Raw genomic sequence first — 21,971 nt, forward strand, 5'->3', positions numbered from 1 at the left:
ACTTTTAAATTGCAAATTCAATATTTCATGTTCTCCTAAGCGGAGTCCAAGTACACGCACTGTAAAACACACAGCATAGATTAAGCTTGCGATCCTTCGACTCTGCTCAGGAAAACAAGCATGAAAAAAAAATTTGAAATCTAGCATATCACAACTCACATTTCGCATCTCACATTTCACAATCAAAAAAATATATGCCAAGTTCAATCAAACATACCGCCTTAAAAGTTTTAAAAATTACTGGAATTACGATTGCGGCAATTTTGTTTTTGCTATTCATTATTCCGCTGCTTTTTCCTGGCAAAATTGCATCGGAAGTAAAAAAAATTGCAAACGAGCGACTGGATACCAAATTGGAGTTTACCAAATCTAAACTTTCATTTTTTACTCATTTTCCATCATTGACTGTTTCTCTAGACGATTTGTATCTCACAGGTTCCAAACCTTTCAGCAACGACACTTTGTTAAAAGCAGATCAGGTTGCTTTTGGAATTGATATTAAAAGACTGCTTTTTGACAATGAAGTAAAAATTAATAAACTCTATGTTTCTGATGCTTTGATAAATGTAATGGTCAACCAAAAAGGTCAGGCCAATTATAATATTTATGTTGCCCCAGAAGACAGAAAAAACAAAAAAGAAGATCCTAATGCTCCAGAAGAAGGAACAGCTATACGTTTGGAACGCATTGATTTACAAAATTGTCATGTAAAATATAATGATCGTTCTGCGAAAATTTTGGTTGACGCAAAAGGCTTTAATTATATCGGTAAAGGAAACCTCAGCGAGGATATTTTTGACCTCGCAACTGATGCCAAAATAGATAATCTCGACTTCTTTTATGATCGAACAGGTTATTTGAGAAGAAAAAAAGTAAGTGCCGATTTAATTACCCGAATCAATACGCACGCTCTTACGTTTATTCTTCAAAAAAATGAACTTCATATCAATAAGCTTCCGCTAAAGTTTACCGGTTTATTCAGCATTTTAAGAGATGGATATAAAATCAATATTAAAGCCGCTTCAGAAAATACAACCGTAAAAGATCTGCTTTCTGTAATGCCGCCAGAATATCTCACATGGCTTGAAAAGACAGAAATTTCAGGAAGAAGCGATTTGTTGCTTAGTTTTAAAGGTGATTATAATGTTCAGAAAAAACAAAAACCAAACTTGGCTTTCAATTTAAAAATCAACGAAGGCTCAGTAAACTATAAAAATGCTCCAGTTCCGTTGACCGATTTTCAAATGGATTTAAATGCCATGCTCCCGTCTCTGGATGCCGAACAATTGCTGGTTAATCTGAGAACCTTAAAATTTAAAGTTGGAGAAAAAGATTATTTTAATGCTTATCTGCAGAGCAAAGGCTTGAACGAAATGTCGATTAATGCAAGCGTGAAAGGCGCTTTAGACCTTGCTGTAGTAGATGCAGCTTTAGGATTAGAAAATATTGACCTGAAAGGAATTTTGAAAACGGATATTCAAGCGCGAGGGCTTTTCAGCACTTCCAAAAAATTATTTCCAAAAACTATCGGAGGAATTTCTTTGCGAAACGGATGGCTAAAAACAAAATACTATCCAAATCCAATTACCAATATCACTTTTATAGCCAATATGCTTAATAAAGCAGGAACCTATCAGGATTTGATTGTTGCCGTAGCACCTGCATCTTTTGTTTTTGAAGGAAATCCGGTTTATGTTAACGCTACATTATCAGATTTTAGCGATTTGGCTTATAATGCCAAAATTAAAGGCGAGCTGAATGTGGGCAGAATCTATCAGGTATTCTCTCAAAATGGTCTGGATTTAACAGGTTATGCCAAAGCAGATCTTTCATTGAAAGGGAAACAAAGCTACGCCACCACAGGCCAATACGACAAACTTGATAATAGAGGGACATTATTAATTAAAAATATTAAAGCGACGTCTGAACTATTTCCAAAAGCTTTCTTTATCAAACAAGGAAACTTCCGTTTTCAGAACGAAAAAATGTGGTTTGAAAAATTCAACGCTTCCTACGGAAAATCAGATTTTGACATCAATGGCTATCTGCTTAATACCATCAATTATTTCTTAGAATCGAAAGGAACTCTGAGCGGCAATTTCAACTTAAAATCAAAACTGATTAATGTGGATGAATTTATGGCGCTTAAAGAAGGCGAAAACAAAGACCGAAATATCGAAGTGGAATATGCCAAAGAAGACCATCCGAAAATGAGCGGTGTAGTCATCATTCCAAGAAACCTTAATGTCAGTTTAAATGCAAAGGCTGATAAAATAGAATACAACAAATTGGTTTTTAACAAACTAAATGGAAAAATAGGTGTAAAAAATGAAGGATTTTACTTAGAAAATGTTACCTTTAGTATTATTGACTGCATTTTAGGAATTGATGCGCTGTACAGAGACGAAACTCCAACCTCTGCACACTTTGATGCTCATTTTACAGCAAACAATTTTGATGTCCAGCGAGCCTACAAAGAAATTCCGATGTTTCATGATATGGTTACTGCGGCCGAAAAAGCGCACGGAATAATCTCTGTTGATTATAAAGTAAAAGGAGATTTGAACGGAAATATGGGACCAATTTATGAATCTATGCAAGGCGGAGGAACCATTAATTTACGCGATGTAAAAATTAAAGGTCTTAAACTTTTTGACGGAATCAGTTCTAAAACAGGGCAAAGCGGTTTGAACAATCCTGATATGAAAGGAATTGAAATCAAATCGACTATAGATAAGAATCTTATAAATATTGAGCCATTTACCTTTAGTGTAGCTAGTTTTAGGCCAACAATAAAAGGAACTACAAGCTTTGACGGACTTTTGGATCTGAGAATGCGTTTAGGCCTTCCGCTTTTCGGAATCATTGGTTTTCCGATTGTAATTACCGGAACGCATGAAGCTCCAAAAATTAAAATATTCAGCAAAACAGGACAAGAAATCGATCCTGCTGTTTATGACGAAAAAAACAATAAAGTCATTCGAAAAGAAAAAGTCAGTAAAACCAAAACGAAATAGCAATGAATTCAAAATCTCAACATAAAAGCAACGCATTCGAAAAATTTGCCACAAAAGTTTCAAAAGCAGCAGGAAGCACTCCTGCTTTTATTGGTGCATTTACTCTGGTAGTGGTTTGGGCTGCTTCGGGGCCTATTTTCGATTATTCCGAAACTTGGCAATTGGTCATTAATACAGGCACAACGATTATTACTTTTTTGATGGTCTTTTTAATTCAAAAAGCGCAAAATAAAGATTCGCTTGCCATTCAGCTAAAACTAAACGAGCTTGTAGCGTCAAACGATTTGTCTAGCAATAGTCTTGTCGATATAGAAAATATGACCGAAGAAGAAATGGTTATTATTCAGAAATACTACCGCCATTTAAGCCAATTGGCAAAAAAAGATTCAACCATAAGAACTTCACATTCAATTGCCGAGGCAAATGAACTTCATAATCGTAAAAAAGAAAAAAATGTAAAACCAGATAGCACCAAAAAAACTGCCAAAAATCCCCCTAAAAAAATAACCAAAAAATGAAATTGAGCTCTACTGAAACCTATTGGCCTTTAAAAAATGCCATAAAGCAAAGCTATCCTTCAATAGATTCTGATATTACCACCGACATTTTGATAATTGGCGGCGGCATTACAGGAGCTTTAATTGCTTATAAATTATTAAATGAAGGAAAAAAAATTGTTCTTGCAGATCGCCGCGATGTCTGTGGCGGCAGCACTTCGGGCAGCACAGCCTTACTGCAATATGAAATTGATGTTCCCCTACATCAGCTCATTAAACTTCGTGGCGCGAGATGTGCCGTAGACAGTTATCAAAATGGAAAAAAAGCCATTTTTGATCTTCGAAATATTATTGATGAAGTAGGCTGCGATTGTGGTTTCGAATTTAAAAAAAGCATTTATTTTACAACTTTAAAAAAAGATGTACCTTATTTAAAAAATGAGTTTAAGGCCAGAAAACAGCATGGTTTTGAAATCAGCTGGCTAGGACGATCAGAATTGCAGAAAATGGGTCTGAATGCTATTGCTGCAATAGAATCTAAAACTGCTGCGGTTATGGATCCTTTTAAACTCGCTAGCGATCTTTTGTTTCATTGCCATGAAAAAGGAATGCAGATTTTTGACCGAACCAATATTGCTTCCATTCAGCACCAGAAAGGCAAAATTATTGCCACTACCGATTCTAAATGTGTGATAACAGCCGACCACATTATACATTGCACGGGTTACGAAAGCACAGAAACGTTAAAAGAAAAAGTGGTCGATTTAAAAAGCACTTATGTCATTGCTTCAGAATGCCAGTCTGATCTGCCTGAAAATTTTAAAAACGCAATCTTTTGGGACACTGCATCACCTTATCATTACATTCGAACAACAGATGACAATCGCATCATTATGGGCGGAGGTGACGAAGATTTTAAAGACACCACCAAACGCGATAAATTGCTTCCTAAAAAAGAACAGTATCTTCTGAAACAATTTTTTAAACGATTTCCTGATTTGAACTTTAAAATTGATTATTCTTGGGCAGGCACATTTGGCGAAACCAAAGACGGCCTTCCCTACTTCGGAAAACCAAATCCGAGAAAAAATGAGCACTACATTCTAGGCTTTGGCGGAAATGGAATCACGTTCAGCGTCATCGGAATGAATTCTATCCTGGATTCGCTAAACAACAAAAAAAATACAGATTTAGATTACTATCGGTTTGGAAGATAGTTTTAGCTGCAGAGGTGCAAAGGCGCAAAGGTGCAAAGGTTTCTTAACTTTGCGCTTAAACCTTTGCAACTATGCACCTCTGAACCTTTTTTTTACAACACCAACTCCATCTGAATATTACATCTCTTGTAAGGTGTTTCGAGGCCAAAAACTTTTTCAAAACCTAATTTATAATATAGATTTATAGCTGGTTTTAAGATCGTGTTGCTTTCTAAATATATTTTTTTTGCGCCAAGTTCTTTTGCCTTTTCTGCAATTGCTTTTCCAAGAAGCCATCCAATGCTTTTTCCTTGGGCTTTGGGTGAAACAGCCATTTTTGCCATTTCAAAATCATATTCAGAATTATTCATTTTAATCAATGCGCAGACACCCACAGGTTCATTTTCATATAGAGCCACGAGAATTTTCCCTCCTTTTTTCAAAATATAATCGTCAGGATTGTCTAATGCTTTGTAATCTGCTTCTTCCATTTCGAAATAAGCTGATATCCATTCTACATTCAGGGCTCTAAAAGCTTCCTGATATTTTGGTTCGTAATCAACTATTTGCACATCCTTACTTTCTCTCTTTTTCTTTTGTTGGCTCACTCTTTTGATTAGTGATTTTTGCTCCAGTAAAAATTCCCATTCTTCTAGTGCGGCCCACAAATTATGTTTGCTTTCAGCAATTATTTCTTCAACTGCAACATCTATATCTTCCAATTGCTGCTTCATTTGCTTCGAAACCAAAATGCCTTTTTCAGTCAAAGCAACGTTATTCTTGCGTTTATCATCAGATTTTGCATTTTCCTGAATTAGTCCCGCAGTGATCAATTCCTGAATAATTTTACTCACAGATGGCTGCGAATGCCCAATTTCATTAGCAATTTCAGTGATTGTAATTTCGCGTTCTTCAGCCAATGTGTAAAATACGGGAAACCATTTTGGCACAAAATCAACCCCGTACAATTCGTATATTTTAGCTGCATCATCTGTAACTATAGCTGTCATTAAACGTAAACGGCTTCCGAGAGCTGCTTTTCCAACTTTATCAAAAAATTCCATAACAAATAATTAATTATATAACTAGTTATGCAAATGTAAAAAAAATCTTTTTCCAAAAGATTTTTTAGGCACAAAGTTTCAAAGATTCAGAGGCGCAAAGTTTTTTTCGCAAAAAAGAGTCTAAGATTTATAAATCTTAGACTCTCTATATATATTGCTTAATAGCTAACTACATTATTTACGAAAAACTTTGCACCTCTGAACCTTTGTCCCTCAATTACGCCGTAATTGCCAAAGAATTCAAATTAAACTTATATTCTTTTGGACTGCAGTTGAATTTTTGCTTGAAAATTTTGGAGAAATAGCTTCTGCTGGTAAAGCCAATGCAGTATACGATTTCTGAAATATTTAGGTCAGAAGTTCTGATCAGGATTTCTGCTTTCAGCACTCGCATATGCGTAATGTAATCGTTGACGGTGCGATTGTGGATCATTTTGAAGCCTTCCTGAAGTTTGTTTGGAGAAAGACCCGACTTTTTGCTCAAAGATTTGATTGAAAACGCTTCTTCGGGATTTGATTTTATAAACTCTGAAAGTTCTTTTACTTCTTCCAACTCTCTTAATGTCAATCCGTTTGAATCGTTTGCAAAAGCATTTAGATCATCAGAATGCTGTTGGATTTCCATGGCCAGAATGATTCTCATGATTCCTTCTTTCAATAAATTTCTAACAATTCCAGTTTGCGTAATCGAATTAAGCTGCTCAATTTTCTCTGCAATCTGCAAATTATATGATCCAATATAGAAGAATTCTGATGTCTGGCTGTTTTCAAAAAATGTATCTTTTACCTGCTGATTTAAAGAATGTGTCTGGTAATCAGTGTCAATCTGCGTTCCTACAATAATTAATGTCAGCTTTGTATTTTTTCCTTTTTCAAAAAACAGAACATTATCCTGATTTTGTTTAGACGATACAATTGCCGTCTGAAAGGTTTTTAGTTTTCGCTCTTCCCCATTCAATCCAAAACTGTGAGAAAGATTTCCTTTAGAACAATAAGCAAAATAAACCGGAGACGATTTTACATTTAAAAAATCCAATCTGACATCTGTCGAAAATGTCATATCAAACTGAACATAGGAAATATTATCATTAAAAGAAGCTCCGATAATTGAACCTTCAGCAAAACTATTTTCTACCTCGAGTGTATATTCGTCTAAGTCAAAAGTAACTTTTCCGTCAAAACTAGTCTGAAGCTCTTCAAAAATATTTTGAGTTTTTTCTGTATTTATAGTAACAATTTTCATGGTTCGCCGGATTTAAAATTATAATTTGCCAAACAGATTATTTTGTCGAAATCTGAAAGTCAAAGTTCGTTTAAAGGCAAGCCTAATCTGTTATATAATTTTTCGGTTTTGTTTTATAATTCCTTATAAATGTTTATTTTAACGAATAGCACAATTTAGTAAAGAAATAAGTATGGAGAGTTTTTCGTTTGCCCCAATCAGTTCATCAACTTCTAAAATTCTGATTTTAGGCACTATGCCTGGAACAAAATCTTTAGAACTCAACCAATATTATGGACACAATCAGAATAACTTTTGGAAATTTATGTTTCAGGTTCTCGGAGAAGATTTTTCTAACGATTATGAAATGAGAAAAAGCTTGTTAATTAAAAATAATATCGCGCTCTGGGATGTCTTACAATTTTGCGAACGTGTTGGCAGTTTGGACAGTGCCATAAAAAATGAAATCGCAAATGATTTTGAAGATTTCTTAGCAACTCACCCCAAAATAGAAAGCATTCTTTTTAACGGACAAAAAGCCGCGGCGTTTTTTAAAAAATATGTCCATTTAACAAAAGAATATAAAACATTCACACTCCCATCAACAAGTCCTGCCAATGCCAGCAAGGCTTTTCAAGATAAGTTAAACGAGTGGAGCATCATTAAAACTTTATTGTAAAGGCCAGTCTTTTATACAATTAAAATGTAAATATTGGAATCATGTAACTTTTTCCCTTTAAAATATAACAAAAAACAACTGCTCTCGAGCTAATTTTACATCAAAGAAAAATAAGCCATATTGAAGATTTGATCTAACGAAATGAAAAGGCTTTCTTCTTATTAAAATTTACAAAGCAAACTGTAAAAAGTTTAGTCTATAAAGAGAACATTGGTTATGTTAGTTTATTTTTGGGAAAAAGCTACTCTATAGAAATATAGAGTAGTTTTGTTTTTATAGGCTACCATTTAAAGTTGAAAACATGAAAATCCAGACATACTATAATCATATACGGTTTTATACCCCGCACCATTTTATATATTATCCTGTTTTAATTTTATTTTTAATCGCCAGCATCTACTTTGGAATTACAACAGAAGATCATTTAATATGGGCATTTATAAGCGTGGCTTTTATATTTCTTTTCGTATTGGCCTATATGTTGCGCCAGCACTACGCGCTAACGCTGCAAAACAGAATTGTACGTTTGGAAATGCGTTACCGTTATTTTAGCCTGACAGGCAAAAGATTTGAAGAATTTGAGTACAAGCTTACAGACGATCAAATATTTGCATTGCGTTTTGCGCCAGACAACGAGTTGATTCCTCTTATAGAGGATGTTCTAAAAAACAGCTTAACCGGCGATGCCATCAAAAAAGGAATAGTACACTGGAAAGCAGATTATCACAGAGTTTAAAATAGTAATGCTATTAAAATAAAAAAGCTCAATTTGAATATTTCAGATTGAGCTTTTCTATTGAATTTTGCTATTGAACTTTCTTTTTATTAAAAATAAGATAAAACAAAAAGAGCACGATCCAGACGGAAACAATTACAGCAAAATAGATTCCGATAATATTGGGGTGCAAGTAATTAGGTTCGTAAAAAAGCTTGTCTAAGGTGGTAAATTTTTCTGCTAAAGCTTTCCTATCAAAACTATTTCTAATTCCGTTGAGAGGCTCGTCTTGATGATCTCTGTAATGATACACATCTTGAGTAAGCTGTTTCGGAACCAAACTGGTTTCTATATTGTATTTTCTTAAAATCGTGTCTAATCTCTGAAAAGTATACGTCAATGAATCCTTCTTAGAATTATACAGCAATTTGTAACGATCTACAGCTGCCTGAAAAGTCTGCCCATAGATAGAATCTCCTTTTACAGGCTTAAATAACGATTTGTTTTCTAAGAAAATGCAAATATTCTTATCATGTTCCGGATGCACAGAAACGCTCTTAAAAACAATTTCTATACTGTCGCCAGCAACCGTTTTTGAGATAACTCTTTTGTACAATTCTTCTTTATCAAAACCAAGAAGATCAAAAATACTATCTGCCTTATTTGTTGTTTTATCAAAAGTGCTTGTTAGCGCTTTGATGGTATCTATGCTATAGTAACTGGTTTCTGTAATTGGATATTCGCCCGTGACAATCGTATCTTCCTGTTTGATTACAGGATATGGTTTTGGATATAAAATATTTTCATAGTTGAATAATTTCTCCGAACTGTAAGAAGTATATCCATACAAAAACGGATTTAAAACATTCAGGAGTTTTTTATCATTATTAAAATCATTTTCAGACAATTCAGACTTCAATTTTGCATTCATTCCGAAACTGTAACTGACAAAAAATGAAAAAGTCAAAAATGAAATCAGCAGCAGGCAAATGGCAACTTTAAAAAGATTGCCACCTTTGTAATTTTCTCTCGAATGATTGCGAACCAAAAATATCAAAAAGAGGAGCAAAAACAATCCGCTTACAAAAAAGTGCGAAATCGAAACGTCATCGTAAAATTTAAAACGATAAAATTCGGTGTAAATGTTAATATTCTTCAGCCCTTTAAAAGTAAAAAAACCGTATAAAAAATATGCTAAATGAATTAAGGCAAGTACAATAATAGATTTTATGAAATAACGCTTTAGTTTTTCTGTCATTTTAAAAGGTGCTAAGGTTCTGAGATGCTAAGATACTAAGGTCCTTAAAATTTATTTTGGCTTTCGCAAAAATATATTTTAGAAAATTAAAAAGACGCACAATGTGCGTCTAAAATGCAGGATTCGCAATCTTCAAATCTTTCTTTAGATGCACTGCAGTGCATCTCTACAGAATTACAGAACTTGATTCTACAATTTTTAACTCCTGTAAAAAGACTGCCTCAATTTGAGGCAATCCACACAAACCTTTGAACCTTTGAACCTTTGAACCTTTGAACCTTTGAACCTTTGCAACTTTAAACCTAATAAAGCTAGTACAATAATAGATTTTATGAAATAACGCTTTAGTTTTTCTGCCATTTTAAAAGGTGCTAAGGTTCTGAGATGCTAAGGTACTAAGGTACTTAAAATTTATTTTGGCTTTCATAAAAATATATTTTAGAAAATTACAAAGACGCAAAATGTGCGTCTAAAATGCAGGATCCGTAATCTTCCAATCTTTCGTTAGATGCACTGCAGTGCATCTCTACAGAATTACAGAACTTGATTCTACAATTTTTAACTCCTGTAAAAAGACTGCCTCAATTTGAGGCAGTCCAAACAAACCTTTAAGCCTTTGAACCTTTGCAACTTTAAACCTAAGAACCTTAGCATCTTAGCATCTCAGAACCTTTACTTAGAAATATCAAACCCTTCCTTTACAATTTCGCTTTCTACCTTATCAATCAATTTATTGATTTTGCCCGTCAATCTTTCTTTCTTCCAATCGCCCTTTGCGTATATTGCAACGGTGATTAAAGCAGTCACAACAGAAGAAATCGGAAAAGCCCACCAGATTCCAATTTTTCCCAAAGAAGTATTATGGGACAAAATGTAAGCAAGCGGAAACTGTATTACCCATTGCGAAACTAGTGTCAGAATCATGGGCAGTTTTGTATTTCCAACAGCACGAAAAACACCCGTCAGGCAAAGCTGCAGCCCTAAAAAACCCCAAGAAAGACAAGTGATTCTCAGCAATTCTGTTCCGCCCTCAATAACAGCTTGATCATTTGGAACAAAGAAAGCAATCAAATAAGGAGCAAAAATAAACGCTATGATTCCGAGACCTGTTAATAATCCGAAACCTAGATATGCTCCAAGTTTTGATATTTCGGCCGCTCTATCAACATTTCCTGCTCCAATATTCTGGCCTACAAGAGTGGCAATCGCCATTGATAATCCCAAAGCTGGAATCAAAATCAGCTGAATCAAATTGGAACCTGCTCCATAAGAAGCAACTGTCAATGTACCAAAGCGAACAATCAAAAAAGTAATAGCCATCATGCCCAAAGCACGCATCGACTGCTCGATTGAAGATGGAAAACCAATTTCAAAAGCTCTTTTAATATGCTTGTAATCAGGTTTAAAATCGGCAATGCGAAGATGGATTCCGTGTTTTCCTCTAAACAGAATCGCAAATCCGATTATAATAGCCAGAAGCTGTGTAGATAAAGTCGCCAGAGCGGCACCTTTTACGCCCAAAGCAGGAATAAAATTCCATCCGTAAATAAACAGCGGATCTAGAGCAAAGTTCAAAATCACAGTTCCCAAAACTATATACACAGGCAACGTTACGCGCCCCACTCCACGCATAATGGACTGGAAAATCATAAATCCGAAACTAAAAACCAGACCGATAAATGCCACACGCATAAATCCTAAGGCATCTGCATAAACCGTTGGCGTGACCTTTAGCAGATATAAAAAATACGGACTCAAAATGTATCCTATAATTGACAAGACTACAGATACAATAATCACCATCGACAAAGTCTGAGCCGCCACATGATTGACCATTTTCTGGTTTCCGGCCCCAAAATATTGCGCAATTAAAATAGAACCCGCAATAGCCAATCCGGTTCCTAAAGCAATGGTAAGAAATATTACCGGCGTACTAATTGAAACCGCAGCAACTGCATCTCCGCCCAAACGTCCTACCCAAAAAGCATCTACCAACTGATATGCGGCTTGTAATAAATTGGCAATCATAATAGGAACTGCCAATTTTAATAATGAAGAAAGGATTGGCCCTTCTAACAATTCATTTTTTTTCATTTTTTCAAAATAATTATTTAAAAATAAGTTGATATATCAACTTTTAAAAGTTAAAAAAAATTAAAGCATTTCGAGCTTATCGGCATAAGACCTTACAGCATTTAGCGCTTCGATTTTTTCTTTTGGAGAAAAAACAGACATAACCTCCTCTTCTGCCCTTTTCATGAGAGAACGGATGCTTTTTGCCAATACAGTTCCTTCATTGGTAAGACTCACAATGTTTTTGCGTTTATCCATTTTATCTTTTACGACCTCAACCAATTTCTTTTTTTCAAGTGCCGAAATGCTTCTTAAAATAGACGATTTGTCGCGCATAGTCTTATCTGACAACTCTCTCTGCGAAAGACTTTTGTGATGCAGAATCATAAGCAAGGGCAATTGTTCCAGCTGCAATGTAATTCCTGCTTCATTCATTAACGCGTTTGTACGTCTGAAAATTGCACGCTTTATACGATGAATCTGAAAGAAGAAACTATCTGATATTTCCTCTTTCCAAAAATTTGAAAAACCTTCTTTATCGGTATGTTTTTTTTCCATGATGCAAAATTACAAAAAAGAGTGATATGTCAACTATTTTTCAAAACAATCCTTATTTTATTGATATACAAACCATTCACAAAAATAATTAGGCTATAAAAACAAAAATGAACGATTATTTTTACTAACTTTAATTGTTAAATATTGCCTAATAAAAACTTAAAAATTACTCTGATGAAACAATTATTTATTTTTTTGGTAATGATGCTCCTTTGGATTCCGCTAAACGCTCAGACAGTTGCCGAAACCAGCAAAGATGAAGACTTAACGACTTTTAAAACTGAAACAGACGATTTTCAAAATAATAGTGTAGATGATCTGCCCTGGCACAATAGAAAATTTAAAGTTACTGCCGGCGGTTTTTTTCCCGTAAACAATACTCAAGTTAAAGTTGAAGGCAACAACGGAAATATAGGAACTGAAATTGATCTTGAAAGCGATTTAGGTTTTACTAAATCAAGTGCTTCTTTTTTAGGAACATTTGACTGGCGCATTTCCAAAAGATCCCGATTAGGTTTTGAGTATTTTGTGCTTGATAGAACTGCGACCAAGACGCTGCAAAAAGATATTACTTTTGGAGATCACACTTACCCGATAGACGGAAGGGTTCAAGGTACTTTTAATGTGCAGATTGCCAGAATTGCTTATGGCTATGCCATTCTCTCCAAACCTAAATACCAAGCTGGCCTATTGATTGGAGCGCACGTGCTTTTTGCAGATTTAGGCCTAAAATTAGAAGCTAACACGCAAAGTTTAGAGTATCGTGATACTTTTGACTTTACTGCTCCTCTGCCTGATGTTGGAATTTGGGGAGAATTTGTTCTTGGAAAACGCTGGGGTTTATATGCCAACGTAAATTATCTTGCCGTAAAAATTAATGATACCGACGGACGAATCATAAGCTACAATTTATCTGTTTTGTATAATGTTGTTCAAAACTTTAGCCTTACTGCTGGTTATACTGGTTTGAATTTTAGAATAGATACTGTTCAAGACCGATTAAATGGTTTCTTAAAATGGGGCTATAACGGACCAACGATAACAGCTGTGTATACTTTTGGAAAACACGTTAAGGTTACTAAATAAAAGTTGCTAAGGTTCTGAGATGCTAAGATGCTAAGTTTTTTTTAACGCAAAGGACGCAAAGTTTTTTCGCAAAGGGCGCTAAGTTTTTTTAGAGTCATTAAAATGAAAAAGTTCGCAAAGCTTGTTTTTATAAAACTTTGCGAACTTTGCATTTTATAAAATCTCATCTAAATTCTCAATAAAAGCTTCTTAACTTCCCGAAGCTTCGGAATTGCGAAAAAGCTTTGCGGACTTTGCATTTTATAAAATCTCACAAAAAAACTTTGCCTCCCCTTTGCGAAAAAACTTTGCGGGCTTTGCGTTTTATAAAGTCTCAAAAAAAACTCTGCGTCCCGAGGCTTCGGGATTGCGAAAAAACTTTGCGAGCTTTGCGATCAAAATTATACTCAAAGTATATAAACAAAAAAAACAAACCCGATAACTCTCCAGCTATCGGGTTTATTGCCAAACTTAAACTTACTTAACTTAACTCAAAATAAAACTTAACTAATTTATTTTTCGATCGGAGTGAATTTTACTGCTGTTCCTCCGCCAGCTGCCAATTTGATATCTAAAACGGTTTTGCTGTTTACTTTTTGTTTAGAGATTGTAACCGGATACGGATTTGTTTTATAATTTGCTCCTGGTCCGTCTGCGTAGATTTCGGCTTCGTATTCTTTGTTTTTATCCAAGAATGAAAGCGTTACTTTTAAGTCTCTTGCATTTCTATTGGTAATCGATCCTAAATACCAGTTTTTCTCGTCCCAATCTTTACGAGCAATTGTTGTGTAATCTCCAATTTTAGAATCTAAAACTTTAGTGTCTGACCAAGTGCAAGGCACATCTTTTATGAATTGGAATTCTGGCTTGCCTTCATAATTTTCAGGCAAATCTGAAGCCATTTGCAGGGGACTGAAAATAATTACGTACAATGCCAATTGATTTGCCAACGTTGTCTGCACTTTTGCTCCAGAAGGTGTTTTGTAATCAAAATTGAAGTTTCCAGGCGTATAATCAAACGGACCTGAAAGCATTCTCGTAAATGGCAGTGTTGTTAAATGCTCTGGCGTATTTCCTCCATCTACAGACCATGCGTTATACTCTTGTCCGCGACCGCCTTCTTGCGACATAAAATTCGGATAGGTACGCTGCAATCCTGTTCCTTTCATCGGCTCGTGATTATCAATCATAATATGATATTTAGCGGCCGTCTCGATTACTTTTCTATAATGACGTGCTCCATACTGGCTGTCATGCCATTCTTTTTTGTCCAAATATTTATTTACATAACCCGTCTTTACTGAGTTTACCCCCATTTTCTGATACAGTTTAAAAGCATCTTCCAACTGATTTTCATAGTTTTTGGTTGCTCCAGCCGTTTCATGATGTCCGATTAAACGAACATTTTTTATGGCTGCATATTTGGTGATTTCTTCCAAATTAAAATCTGGATAGGCTTTTACGAAACTAAACGCAGAACCGTCTGCTGTCCAGTCGCCATCCCAGCCTTCATTCCATCCTTCAACTAAAACTCCATCAAAACCATTTTTCGCAGCAAAATCGATGTACTCTTTTGTGTTTTTGGTTGTTGCGCCGTGTTTTGGCCCTTGCCCCCAAGTGTATTTTTCTAAATGCATTCCCCACCAGATTCCGATATATTTGGATGGCGTGATCCAAGATAAATCTTCAATTTTTGAAGGTTCGTTTAGATTTAACATAATAGTTGAAGTTGCTACTTCACCAGGATTTTTACCTACTACAATGGTTCTCCAAGGCGTTTTAAAAGGTGTTTCTGCATACACTTTTACACCATCTGCCCACGGCACTAAATCACTTTTATACTGCTTGTCTGTAGTTTTTAAAAGCGTCATTGAGGCAAAATCTGTTAGGTTGGCTTCATGAATGGCTACATACAATTTGTCTTTAGTTTCAAAAGTTGCCGGGGTATTGATAGTATCAGTTTTACTCATTAAGGTTTTACGGTATTCGCTTTCGTAATAACTGTTTTCGCGATGAACAGGAATCCACCAAACGTCATTGTTATCTTTGAAAGTAAATTGAGTCACTTCATTAGAGATCTTGACCTTCCCTAAATGAGGCTGTTTTGGAAATTCATAACGAAATCCGACACCATCGTCAAAAACTCTAAAAATGATATCCACTAGACGCTCTTCGCCTTTTGCTTCTTTTAGGTGAACAATCAGTTCGTTATGATGGTCTCGCACTTTTTTGAATTCGCCCCAAGGCTGCTCCCAAGTTTCATCTTTCGTTTTTTCTTCTGTCGAAACAACTTCAAAACCGTCTGTCATTTTGGCTAATCCTTGAAATTCAAATCCCATAAGAGAAGGTTCAATAACCGATTTTCCGTTAGAAGAAAAACTATATTGAGGCTGTCCAGAAGGCGTTAATTCAAAAGTTAATTCAGAGATTTTTTCAGGAGAACTGATTTTATACGTTTTTTTAGTACTGCAAGCCATAACCAGCATTAATGCTAAAGCCACAAGACAGTATCTATATTTTCTGTTTTTCATTATTTAAATTGTATTAATTACCGCTCTATTTTATTTCGCTTATTACTTGTTTTGCTTTTGCTGGCTGCATCGAAACAAAATAATTAAACGCTTGGTCGAGTTTTTTCTGTATTTCGACATTTCCCTTTTTCTGTACGCGTAAATCATACAATTTGCTGATGTCAGGAAATACGCTTTCGGTGTTTTTTACGCCCGAAAACGTTTTTATTTTTTCTATAAAAGAGTAACCAAATTCAACTGTTGGTTCCATCATTGTACCCTCTCCGAAATCATTCCACGTAATCAGCTGCAGGTAATTTACATTGGCATTTTTAGCTAGAGCAAGCGTTTCATCTAGCGTTGCACCGTTATTGTGTTCAATCGTCCAGCCGATCGCAGCACCGCCTCCGCCTTGGGCATAAAAATCTTTAAAACCAGGATAAGCACTTCCCATTGCTACGCTCAATTTTGGTTTGGTATTGGTATAAAAATTTGTCAGATAGCTATTGTCTTTATATACCCATGCATATTCGCCAGAAGCATTTTCTCCTGCTTTTGCAGAATGATCCCAAAGTGTGAGAAAAGTCGGTTTTGCAGTCAAAGTATTAAAGACATTTGTCCATTCTGCAGGAGTCTCTAGCACGATTGGTCCAAAATTCATTAAGAGCGGTTTGCCATTAATTTTGATATAATTAGCATCAGAAAAATAATTATTCTGCACATAAGCTAAATCTGTTTTTGCTGCACTGGTTACCGAAATTGCTTTTCCTGCATTGACAACATTGGTCAGAAATCGGTCTTCGTATACAATGGCATATTCCAAACCTACTTTATCAAGCATTTCAATAAGCTGATCTGTATTTTCTTTAACCATTCTGTAATCATTTACGTCGTAAGTGCCGTACCAATCGATCAAAATTCCATCGATTCCTGAATATTTCATCAATAGCAAATGATTTTCGATCACATTTTTATCTCCTGAGTGATAAGGCCCAATCAGCGGATAATAATAAGATGCAATTTCTCTTCGGCCGTTTGCTCCTACGTTGTTCGGATTTTTGTTTGCCATCGTCCAATGATATCCCCATTTTTTATCGGCACTGCTTTCGTTGGTTTCAAACCACGGCATATAGTGCATATAAATTTTGGTGCTGTTGGTTTTCTCAATCGCAACAGGTGCTGTTTTTTCTGGTTCTATAGGTTTGTCCGAGCCTTTGTCATCGCTGCTGCAGCTGGCAGCCATCACAATGCTCATCAAACCAAAAACCAACGATGTGATATATCTTTTCATATTGAGATACTATTTTATTTATACTTAATAATTTAAACACATAGAAACATAGCTTTTGAAACTTCGAAAAAGGCGTTTCTCTCACATAAACACACATAGAGTTTCTTTCCTCCTTCTTTTTACACATAAAAACCTATGTTTCTATGTGTTAAATATATTTTAGCACTTTAGAATCTATTTAATGTAAATATTTAAAAACATATCAGCCTTCCACGACTAACCAACATGGAAGACTGACATTTAATAACCTAATACCCAGGATTCTGTTTTAGGTTTTTGTTTGTAGTTAAAACGGTACTCGGAATTGGGAAAATTGCTCTGTATTTTTCCGTTGTGCCTTTTGACCACCATGGCTCGAAGAATGTTCCGAAACGAATGTTGTCTGTTCTTCTTCTTCCTTCAAATGTGAATTCTTTCAATAACTCTTGATCAATAAATTTAAGGTCAATTGTTGTTGGCAATTCTTCACCTGCGCGAGATGCAACTTGCTGTACAAATGGTCTTGCTAAGTCTGGAGAACCCAAACGAACATAACATTCTGCTTGCATCATTAAGATTTCTGCATAACGAATTAACACAAAATCGTGATCACGCTCCCATTGCTCCCCTGCTTTCATTTCGTATTTATGCAAACGAACTCCTTCATTTTCTTTTGCATCTTCAAGACTTGTTAGATTCTCTGTATAAGTAAGAGGCTCTCCGTTACTCATGATAATTACACTTCCTGTCGCAAGATTGATCTGATCGCCTTCTAGCATACATTTTTTTCTTTTGTCTGTATCTGCAAAAGAAGAATAAACTCCTGGCTGCGCGCACATTCCGTTTGCGCTCCAAGGATAATTATTTGGAATTGCAGAAATAGCTAGATTTTGACTGTAATGGCAAGACATTGAGTTCATGTAGTTTCCAACTGTTCCTGCTTTTGAATCGTAAGGAATTGCAAAAATAATTTCAGGAGAAGTTTGATTTTCTGTCACGAAATTGGCAAAGAAGTCTGGTGTCAAGCTGTATCCTGTGATTTTCTGGCATATGTTAATACAATCTTGCCAACGTGGCTGGCCAATAAACGCTTCTGAATTAAGATACAATCTAGCCAAAACAGCATACGCAACATTTCTAGTCATTTTAGAATACACCACATTTGGATTTAAATGCGGAATAGCGTCTGTCAATTCTTTTTCAACAAAATCATAAACTTGTTTTCTTGTTGAATTGGTCGGAAGATCTGTATCTTCAAAATTGGTTACAATTGGCACATTTCCGAATAAATCTAAAAGATTGTAATAGTAATATGCTCTAAGCGCTTTTAATTCGGCAAAAATCGGTTCTTTCGATTTATCGCTTAAAGATGATTTATTGATTTGATAGATAATTGCATTGATTTTAGCGATTCCGGTATAGTTGTAACGCCAAGCCGAAAGAATCATTCTATTATCTGATTTCCAAGTATGCTTTTGCGCATCTTGGTATTGTCCTCCATCGTACCAGTTTGTACCTCTTGTCGGAATTGTAGCTTCGTCTGAAACTACTTCATTCAAAAAGAAAACATATTCGCAAGTTGGATAATTATTTGAGATATCATCTTTGAATCCTCTCAATGAAGAGTATGCTCCACCTACCAGCGCATCAACTTCTTTGGTTGTATTTCCGAAATTTCCATCTTCTACCTGATCATACAGCTGCTCGTTCAAATCAGTACAAGATACCGTAAAAAGCATGCTTAAAAGTATTGCTGCTGTTATTTTGATTTTCATTGTTAATATTTTTTGGTTATCAATTCGCTTAGTTATTCAGCGTAAAATTTAATCCAACAGAAATAGTAGTTGGTCGAGGATAATTGTTGTATCTATCAATTCCAGGAGCTGCCAAACCAGTTTGATCCATTACTCCAGTCTGGCCAATTCCGTCCTGAGCATTTAAACCAATCTCTGGATCTACACCTTTGTAACCTGTAATTACAAATAAGTTTTCTCCCATTACATACATTCTAACTTTTGATTTTTTGTATTTTAATGGTAAAGTGTAACCAAAAGTTAAGGTCTGAAGTCTAAAGAAAGAAGCATCTTCGATCCAGTAATCAGAATACTTAGGCGCAGAAGTGATGCCGCTGCTTAAGAAAGCATCTGGCACATTATAAGCTGGCAATCTAGTCGGATCGTTCAGCATCATGTTTGTCGCGTTCAACGCTTTTTGTCCAAACATTCCGTATCCTGAAAGTCCAAGATCAAAATTTCCGTAAGTAAAATTCATTCCGATACCTAATGTCAAATCTGGCTGAATGTTTCCTAAATCTGTTTTGTCAGCATCAACCAAAGCACTTTCATCTACTACTTGTCCTGCAGCATTGTAATACTGTATTTTTCCATTAGGATCTAAACCTGCGTTTTTGAATCCCCAGAAAGTTCCAACAGGATATCCTTCGGCAATAATTTGAGAATACTGTCCAGACATACCTGCCAGACCATGAAGAGATCCGCTGTAGATAACATCTGTTTTATAAGTTGGATTCGAAAGTTTTTCAATTTTCTGAACGTTGTGCCCAAGCGTTAAATTAGCATTCCAATTGAATTTATCTCCTCTGATAATGTCAGCATTCAAAGTTAACTCTACCCCTTTGTTTGACATTTCTCCAACGTTTGCCAGCATTGTTCCTACTAAATATGGCGGCTGAGGCACTTCGTAAGTATATAACAAATCTCTTGTTGTTTTAGAATACCATTCGAAAGATCCTGTAATTCTGTTGAAGAGACCAAAATCAAAACCAATATTAACCTGCTCTGTAGACTCCCATTTCAAATCGGGATTTGGGTTTTGTTTTGGAGAATAAGCCAAGCTCCAAGTTTTAGTAACTGGATCGTAGTAGCTGTCGCTTCCAACTCCTAAGATAGAAAGCGATTTGTACTCCCCAATTCCGTCTTGGTTTCCTGTAATCCCCCAACCTACTCTTAATTTTAAGTTGTCTAACCATCCTTTTGAAGATTCCATAAATTCTTCATTAGAAACTCTCCAAGCAGCAGACGCAGACGGGAAAGTTCCCCATTTATTATTTTCTCCAAAACGGCTTGATCCGTCACGTCTTACTGTTGCTGTCAATAAATATTTTCCATCGTAGCCATAGTTAGCACGGGCATAAAAAGACACTAAATTTGATTTTCCTTTGTATGAATACACATCGCTTAAACGATAGTTGTAACCAGCTCCTAAATTATTGTAGCTGAAAGCATCTGTTACAAATCCGCCTCTCTGTGCTCCAAAACCTTCGTAGATATTTTCAAGATAAGAATAACCAGCCAAAGCGCTAATATTATGCTTGTCGATAATCTTGCTGTAATTTACATAAAGCTCTCCTTGTGCATTTGTGTATTCTGCGTAAGTTCTTTGTGCAAAACCTCCTTCAGTCTGTCCTTCCATAACTGCATAAGATGGTTTGTAAGTTCCTCCTTTTACCGCATTGTGCTCTAACGAAATATTTGCAGTGGCAGTAAAGTCATTCAAGAATTTCACATCAGTTTTAAAATAGCCTAAAAGTCTGTGTCTTTCGTTGTCAAAAGTTCTGTTGGTTAAAATCTCAACTGGATTTTGGTAAAGGTTTCCTGTTACAACACTAAAATTTCCATCTGCATCGTAAACCGGAATTGTTGGATTTAAGTTGTAAGCTCTTTCAAAAATTCTGTAATCAATTGGGTGCCATTTGTCAATGTTTGCAAATAATCCCATATCAAATTTCACTTCTTTGTTGTCTCCCAAAAATTGGTAGGCGCTAACATTTCCGCTTAATCTTTCTAAGCCAGATTTTTTAATAACCCCTTCATTGTTTAGGTAAGAAAGTGAAGTTCTAAAACCACTGTCTGCTTTTCCAGAATTGATGCTCAAAGTATGGGACTGAGAAATTGCAGTCTGCTCGATTGCTTTCTGCCAGTTTGTATTTGCACCGTAATCAACAGCATCAGCAATTCCGTTCTGGCGAACATATCCTCTCCATTGGTTTGCAGATAATAAATCTAAGTTGTCATTTACATATCCTACACTAGATAAGCCGCTGTACACTACAGAAACTCCTTTTGTCCCCGATTTTGTTGTAATCATGATTACCCCATTTGCTCCTCGAGAACCGTAAATTGCAGTTGCCGAAGCATCTTTAAGAACGTCAACCGACTTAATGTCTGAAGGTTGAACCACGTTAATATCAACACCAGCAATTCCATCCACAACGATTAGCGGACTGTTGCTTGCTGTTAAGGAAGTTCCTCCACGAAGACGGATTGTAGAACCCGCTGCCGGGTCTCCAGAAGGGCGAATAATATTTAATCCCGCTACTTTTCCTTGCAGCACCTGCTCTGTCGAAGAAATAGTTCCTTTTACTAAATCATCTGCTCCAACTGTAGAAATGGCTCCAGTCAAATCTGCTTTTCTCACTTTTCCGTAACCCACAGAAACCACTTGAACCTCAGCTAAACTATATCCATCATTTTGCAGACGCACTTCAACATTAGCAGTACTTCCCGTAATCTGGATTTTTTGTGTTGTCGATCCTATAAACGAAACTTCAATTGCACCTCCTACGGCTACCTGAAGACTGAATTTACCATCAAAATCTGTTGTAGTTCCGTTTTTTGTTCCTACTTCAATGATAGAAGCTCCCGGCAATACCGTACCCGTATTGTCATAAACGGTTCCTGAGATTTGTTTTTTCGTCTGCGCGAATGTGCCAGCAGAAAGAAAAAGCATAAAAATCATCAATACCGCTCCTTTAGCAGTCCACATTTGATGCAGGACGCTTTTTGTATTTTTACTATTCATTAGAATTGGTGTTTTAATTTAATAGT

At 35.8% G+C, this 21,971-nt stretch carries 16 protein-coding genes and 1 pseudogene; 7 read left to right on the top strand and 10 right to left on the bottom strand.

Annotated features, from left to right (window positions below; translation table 11 throughout):
- Positions 1-194 precede the first annotated feature (194 nt).
- Genes N4T20_RS17815 through N4T20_RS17825 form a run of 3 tightly spaced genes read left to right on the top strand, consistent with a single transcriptional unit; the run spans position 195 to position 4,731 of the window.
- Positions 195-3,017 carry an AsmA-like C-terminal region-containing protein gene (locus tag N4T20_RS17815; protein WP_260670469.1) on the top strand — a complete coding sequence of 941 codons (2,823 nt, stop codon included), beginning with the start codon at positions 195-197 and terminating at the stop codon, positions 3,015-3,017.
- A 2-nt stretch (positions 3,018-3,019) separates the two neighbouring features.
- Positions 3,020-3,535: a low affinity iron permease family protein gene (locus N4T20_RS17820; protein ID WP_260670470.1), complete on the top strand. Its 516-nt coding sequence runs from the start codon at positions 3,020-3,022 to the stop codon at positions 3,533-3,535.
- Positions 3,532-4,731: an FAD-binding oxidoreductase gene (locus N4T20_RS17825; protein ID WP_260670471.1), complete on the top strand. Its 1,200-nt coding sequence runs from the start codon at positions 3,532-3,534 to the stop codon at positions 4,729-4,731. Before N4T20_RS17820 ends, N4T20_RS17825 begins: the two co-directional genes overlap by 4 nt.
- Positions 4,732-4,823: 92 nt before the next feature.
- Here the strand turns inward: N4T20_RS17825 and N4T20_RS17830 are convergent, their stop codons facing one another.
- Positions 4,824-5,444, bottom strand: coding sequence for a GNAT family N-acetyltransferase (locus N4T20_RS17830; protein WP_409559637.1), 621 nt, complete (start codon positions 5,442-5,444; stop codon positions 4,824-4,826).
- On the opposite strand from N4T20_RS17830, the gene N4T20_RS21820 reads away from it, so the two are divergent.
- The gene (locus tag N4T20_RS21820) at positions 5,386-5,523 is read left to right on the top strand and encodes an AgrD family cyclic lactone autoinducer peptide (protein ID WP_409559638.1); all 138 of its coding nucleotides are present in this window, start codon (positions 5,386-5,388) and stop codon (positions 5,521-5,523) included. The genes N4T20_RS17830 and N4T20_RS21820 overlap by 59 nt on opposite strands.
- Here the strand turns inward: N4T20_RS21820 and N4T20_RS21825 are convergent.
- Together N4T20_RS21825 and N4T20_RS17835 are read right to left on the bottom strand one after the other, a co-directional pair.
- Positions 5,523-5,774, bottom strand: a pseudogene (locus tag N4T20_RS21825) (MarR family winged helix-turn-helix transcriptional regulator); the annotation flags it as partial. The gene N4T20_RS21820 and the pseudogene N4T20_RS21825 sit on opposite strands and share 1 nt — an antisense overlap.
- Positions 5,775-5,991: 217 nt before the next feature.
- Positions 5,992-7,017: a helix-turn-helix domain-containing protein gene (locus N4T20_RS17835; protein WP_260670473.1), complete on the bottom strand. Its 1,026-nt coding sequence runs from the start codon at positions 7,015-7,017 to the stop codon at positions 5,992-5,994.
- 172 nt (positions 7,018-7,189) lie between these two features.
- Between N4T20_RS17835 and N4T20_RS17840 the strand changes: the two genes are divergently transcribed.
- Both N4T20_RS17840 and N4T20_RS17845 read left to right on the top strand, forming a co-directional pair.
- Positions 7,190-7,675 (top strand): DNA-deoxyinosine glycosylase, encoded by a 486-nt coding sequence (locus N4T20_RS17840; RefSeq protein WP_260670474.1) that lies wholly within the window; start codon positions 7,190-7,192, stop codon positions 7,673-7,675.
- Between the two features lie 301 nt (positions 7,676-7,976).
- The gene (locus tag N4T20_RS17845; RefSeq protein ID WP_260670475.1) at positions 7,977-8,411 is read left to right on the top strand and encodes a DUF6526 family protein; all 435 of its coding nucleotides are present in this window, start codon (positions 7,977-7,979) and stop codon (positions 8,409-8,411) included.
- A 70-nt stretch (positions 8,412-8,481) separates the two neighbouring features.
- Here the strand turns inward: N4T20_RS17845 and N4T20_RS17850 are convergent, their stop codons facing one another.
- The 3 genes from N4T20_RS17850 to N4T20_RS17860 form a co-directional block, all read right to left on the bottom strand.
- Positions 8,482-9,648 carry a hypothetical protein gene (locus N4T20_RS17850; RefSeq protein ID WP_260670476.1) on the bottom strand — a complete coding sequence of 389 codons (1,167 nt, stop codon included), beginning with the start codon at positions 9,646-9,648 and terminating at the stop codon, positions 8,482-8,484.
- Between the two features lie 672 nt (positions 9,649-10,320).
- Entirely contained in the window at positions 10,321-11,742 is a 1,422-nt protein-coding gene (locus N4T20_RS17855; RefSeq protein WP_260670477.1) for an MATE family efflux transporter, read from the bottom strand.
- A 60-nt stretch (positions 11,743-11,802) separates the two neighbouring features.
- Positions 11,803-12,279 (bottom strand): MarR family winged helix-turn-helix transcriptional regulator, encoded by a 477-nt coding sequence (locus tag N4T20_RS17860; RefSeq protein ID WP_260670478.1) that lies wholly within the window; start codon positions 12,277-12,279, stop codon positions 11,803-11,805.
- 174 nt (positions 12,280-12,453) lie between these two features.
- Here N4T20_RS17860 and N4T20_RS17865 point away from each other — a divergent pair, with 174 nt between their 5' ends.
- Entirely contained in the window at positions 12,454-13,365 is a 912-nt protein-coding gene (locus N4T20_RS17865) for a hypothetical protein (RefSeq protein WP_260670479.1), read from the top strand.
- A gap of 491 nt (positions 13,366-13,856) precedes the next feature.
- Here N4T20_RS17865 and N4T20_RS17870 read toward each other — a convergent pair whose 3' ends face one another.
- The 4 genes from N4T20_RS17870 to N4T20_RS17885 form a co-directional block, all read right to left on the bottom strand.
- Positions 13,857-15,875, bottom strand: coding sequence for a glycoside hydrolase family 97 protein (locus N4T20_RS17870; protein WP_260670480.1), 2,019 nt, complete (start codon positions 15,873-15,875; stop codon positions 13,857-13,859).
- Positions 15,876-15,900: 25 nt separating this feature from the next.
- Entirely contained in the window at positions 15,901-17,145 is a 1,245-nt protein-coding gene (locus tag N4T20_RS17875) for a glycoside hydrolase family 71/99-like protein (protein WP_260670481.1), read from the bottom strand.
- A 248-nt stretch (positions 17,146-17,393) separates the two neighbouring features.
- Positions 17,394-18,899: a RagB/SusD family nutrient uptake outer membrane protein gene (locus N4T20_RS17880; protein ID WP_260670482.1), complete on the bottom strand. Its 1,506-nt coding sequence runs from the start codon at positions 18,897-18,899 to the stop codon at positions 17,394-17,396.
- Positions 18,900-18,927: 28 nt separating this feature from the next.
- On the bottom strand, positions 18,928-21,945 hold the full coding sequence (locus tag N4T20_RS17885) for a TonB-dependent receptor (RefSeq protein ID WP_260670483.1): 3,018 nt from the start codon (positions 21,943-21,945) through the stop codon (positions 18,928-18,930).
- Between the last annotated feature and the right edge of the window lie 26 nt (positions 21,946-21,971).

The organism is Flavobacterium sp. TR2 (genome assembly GCF_025252405.1).
Lineage (GTDB): Bacteria > Bacteroidota > Bacteroidia > Flavobacteriales > Flavobacteriaceae > Flavobacterium.

Bases quoted from the DNA above. Each gene is read 5' to 3' on its own strand.
- N4T20_RS17835 (WP_260670473.1), bottom strand. From the start codon at position 7,017: ATGAAAATTGTTACTATAAATACAGAAAAAACTCAAAATATTTTTGAA.
- N4T20_RS17885 (WP_260670483.1), bottom strand. From the start codon at position 21,945: ATGAATAGTAAAAATACAAAAAGCGTCCTGCATCAAATGTGGACTGCT.
- N4T20_RS17830 (WP_409559637.1), bottom strand. From the start codon at position 5,444: ATGAAGCAGCAATTGGAAGATATAGATGTTGCAGTTGAAGAAATAATT.
- N4T20_RS17825 (WP_260670471.1), top strand. From the start codon at position 3,532: ATGAAATTGAGCTCTACTGAAACCTATTGGCCTTTAAAAAATGCCATA.
- N4T20_RS17860 (WP_260670478.1), bottom strand. From the start codon at position 12,279: ATGGAAAAAAAACATACCGATAAAGAAGGTTTTTCAAATTTTTGGAAA.
- N4T20_RS17865 (WP_260670479.1), top strand. From the start codon at position 12,454: ATGAAACAATTATTTATTTTTTTGGTAATGATGCTCCTTTGGATTCCG.
- N4T20_RS17855 (WP_260670477.1), bottom strand. From the start codon at position 11,742: ATGAAAAAAAATGAATTGTTAGAAGGGCCAATCCTTTCTTCATTATTA.
- N4T20_RS17845 (WP_260670475.1), top strand. From the start codon at position 7,977: ATGAAAATCCAGACATACTATAATCATATACGGTTTTATACCCCGCAC.
- N4T20_RS17840 (WP_260670474.1), top strand. From the start codon at position 7,190: ATGGAGAGTTTTTCGTTTGCCCCAATCAGTTCATCAACTTCTAAAATT.
- N4T20_RS17875 (WP_260670481.1), bottom strand. From the start codon at position 17,145: ATGAAAAGATATATCACATCGTTGGTTTTTGGTTTGATGAGCATTGTG.
- N4T20_RS17815 (WP_260670469.1), top strand. From the start codon at position 195: ATGCCAAGTTCAATCAAACATACCGCCTTAAAAGTTTTAAAAATTACT.
- N4T20_RS17850 (WP_260670476.1), bottom strand. From the start codon at position 9,648: ATGACAGAAAAACTAAAGCGTTATTTCATAAAATCTATTATTGTACTT.
- N4T20_RS17880 (WP_260670482.1), bottom strand. From the start codon at position 18,899: ATGAAAATCAAAATAACAGCAGCAATACTTTTAAGCATGCTTTTTACG.
- N4T20_RS17870 (WP_260670480.1), bottom strand. From the start codon at position 15,875: ATGAAAAACAGAAAATATAGATACTGTCTTGTGGCTTTAGCATTAATG.
- N4T20_RS17820 (WP_260670470.1), top strand. From the start codon at position 3,020: ATGAATTCAAAATCTCAACATAAAAGCAACGCATTCGAAAAATTTGCC.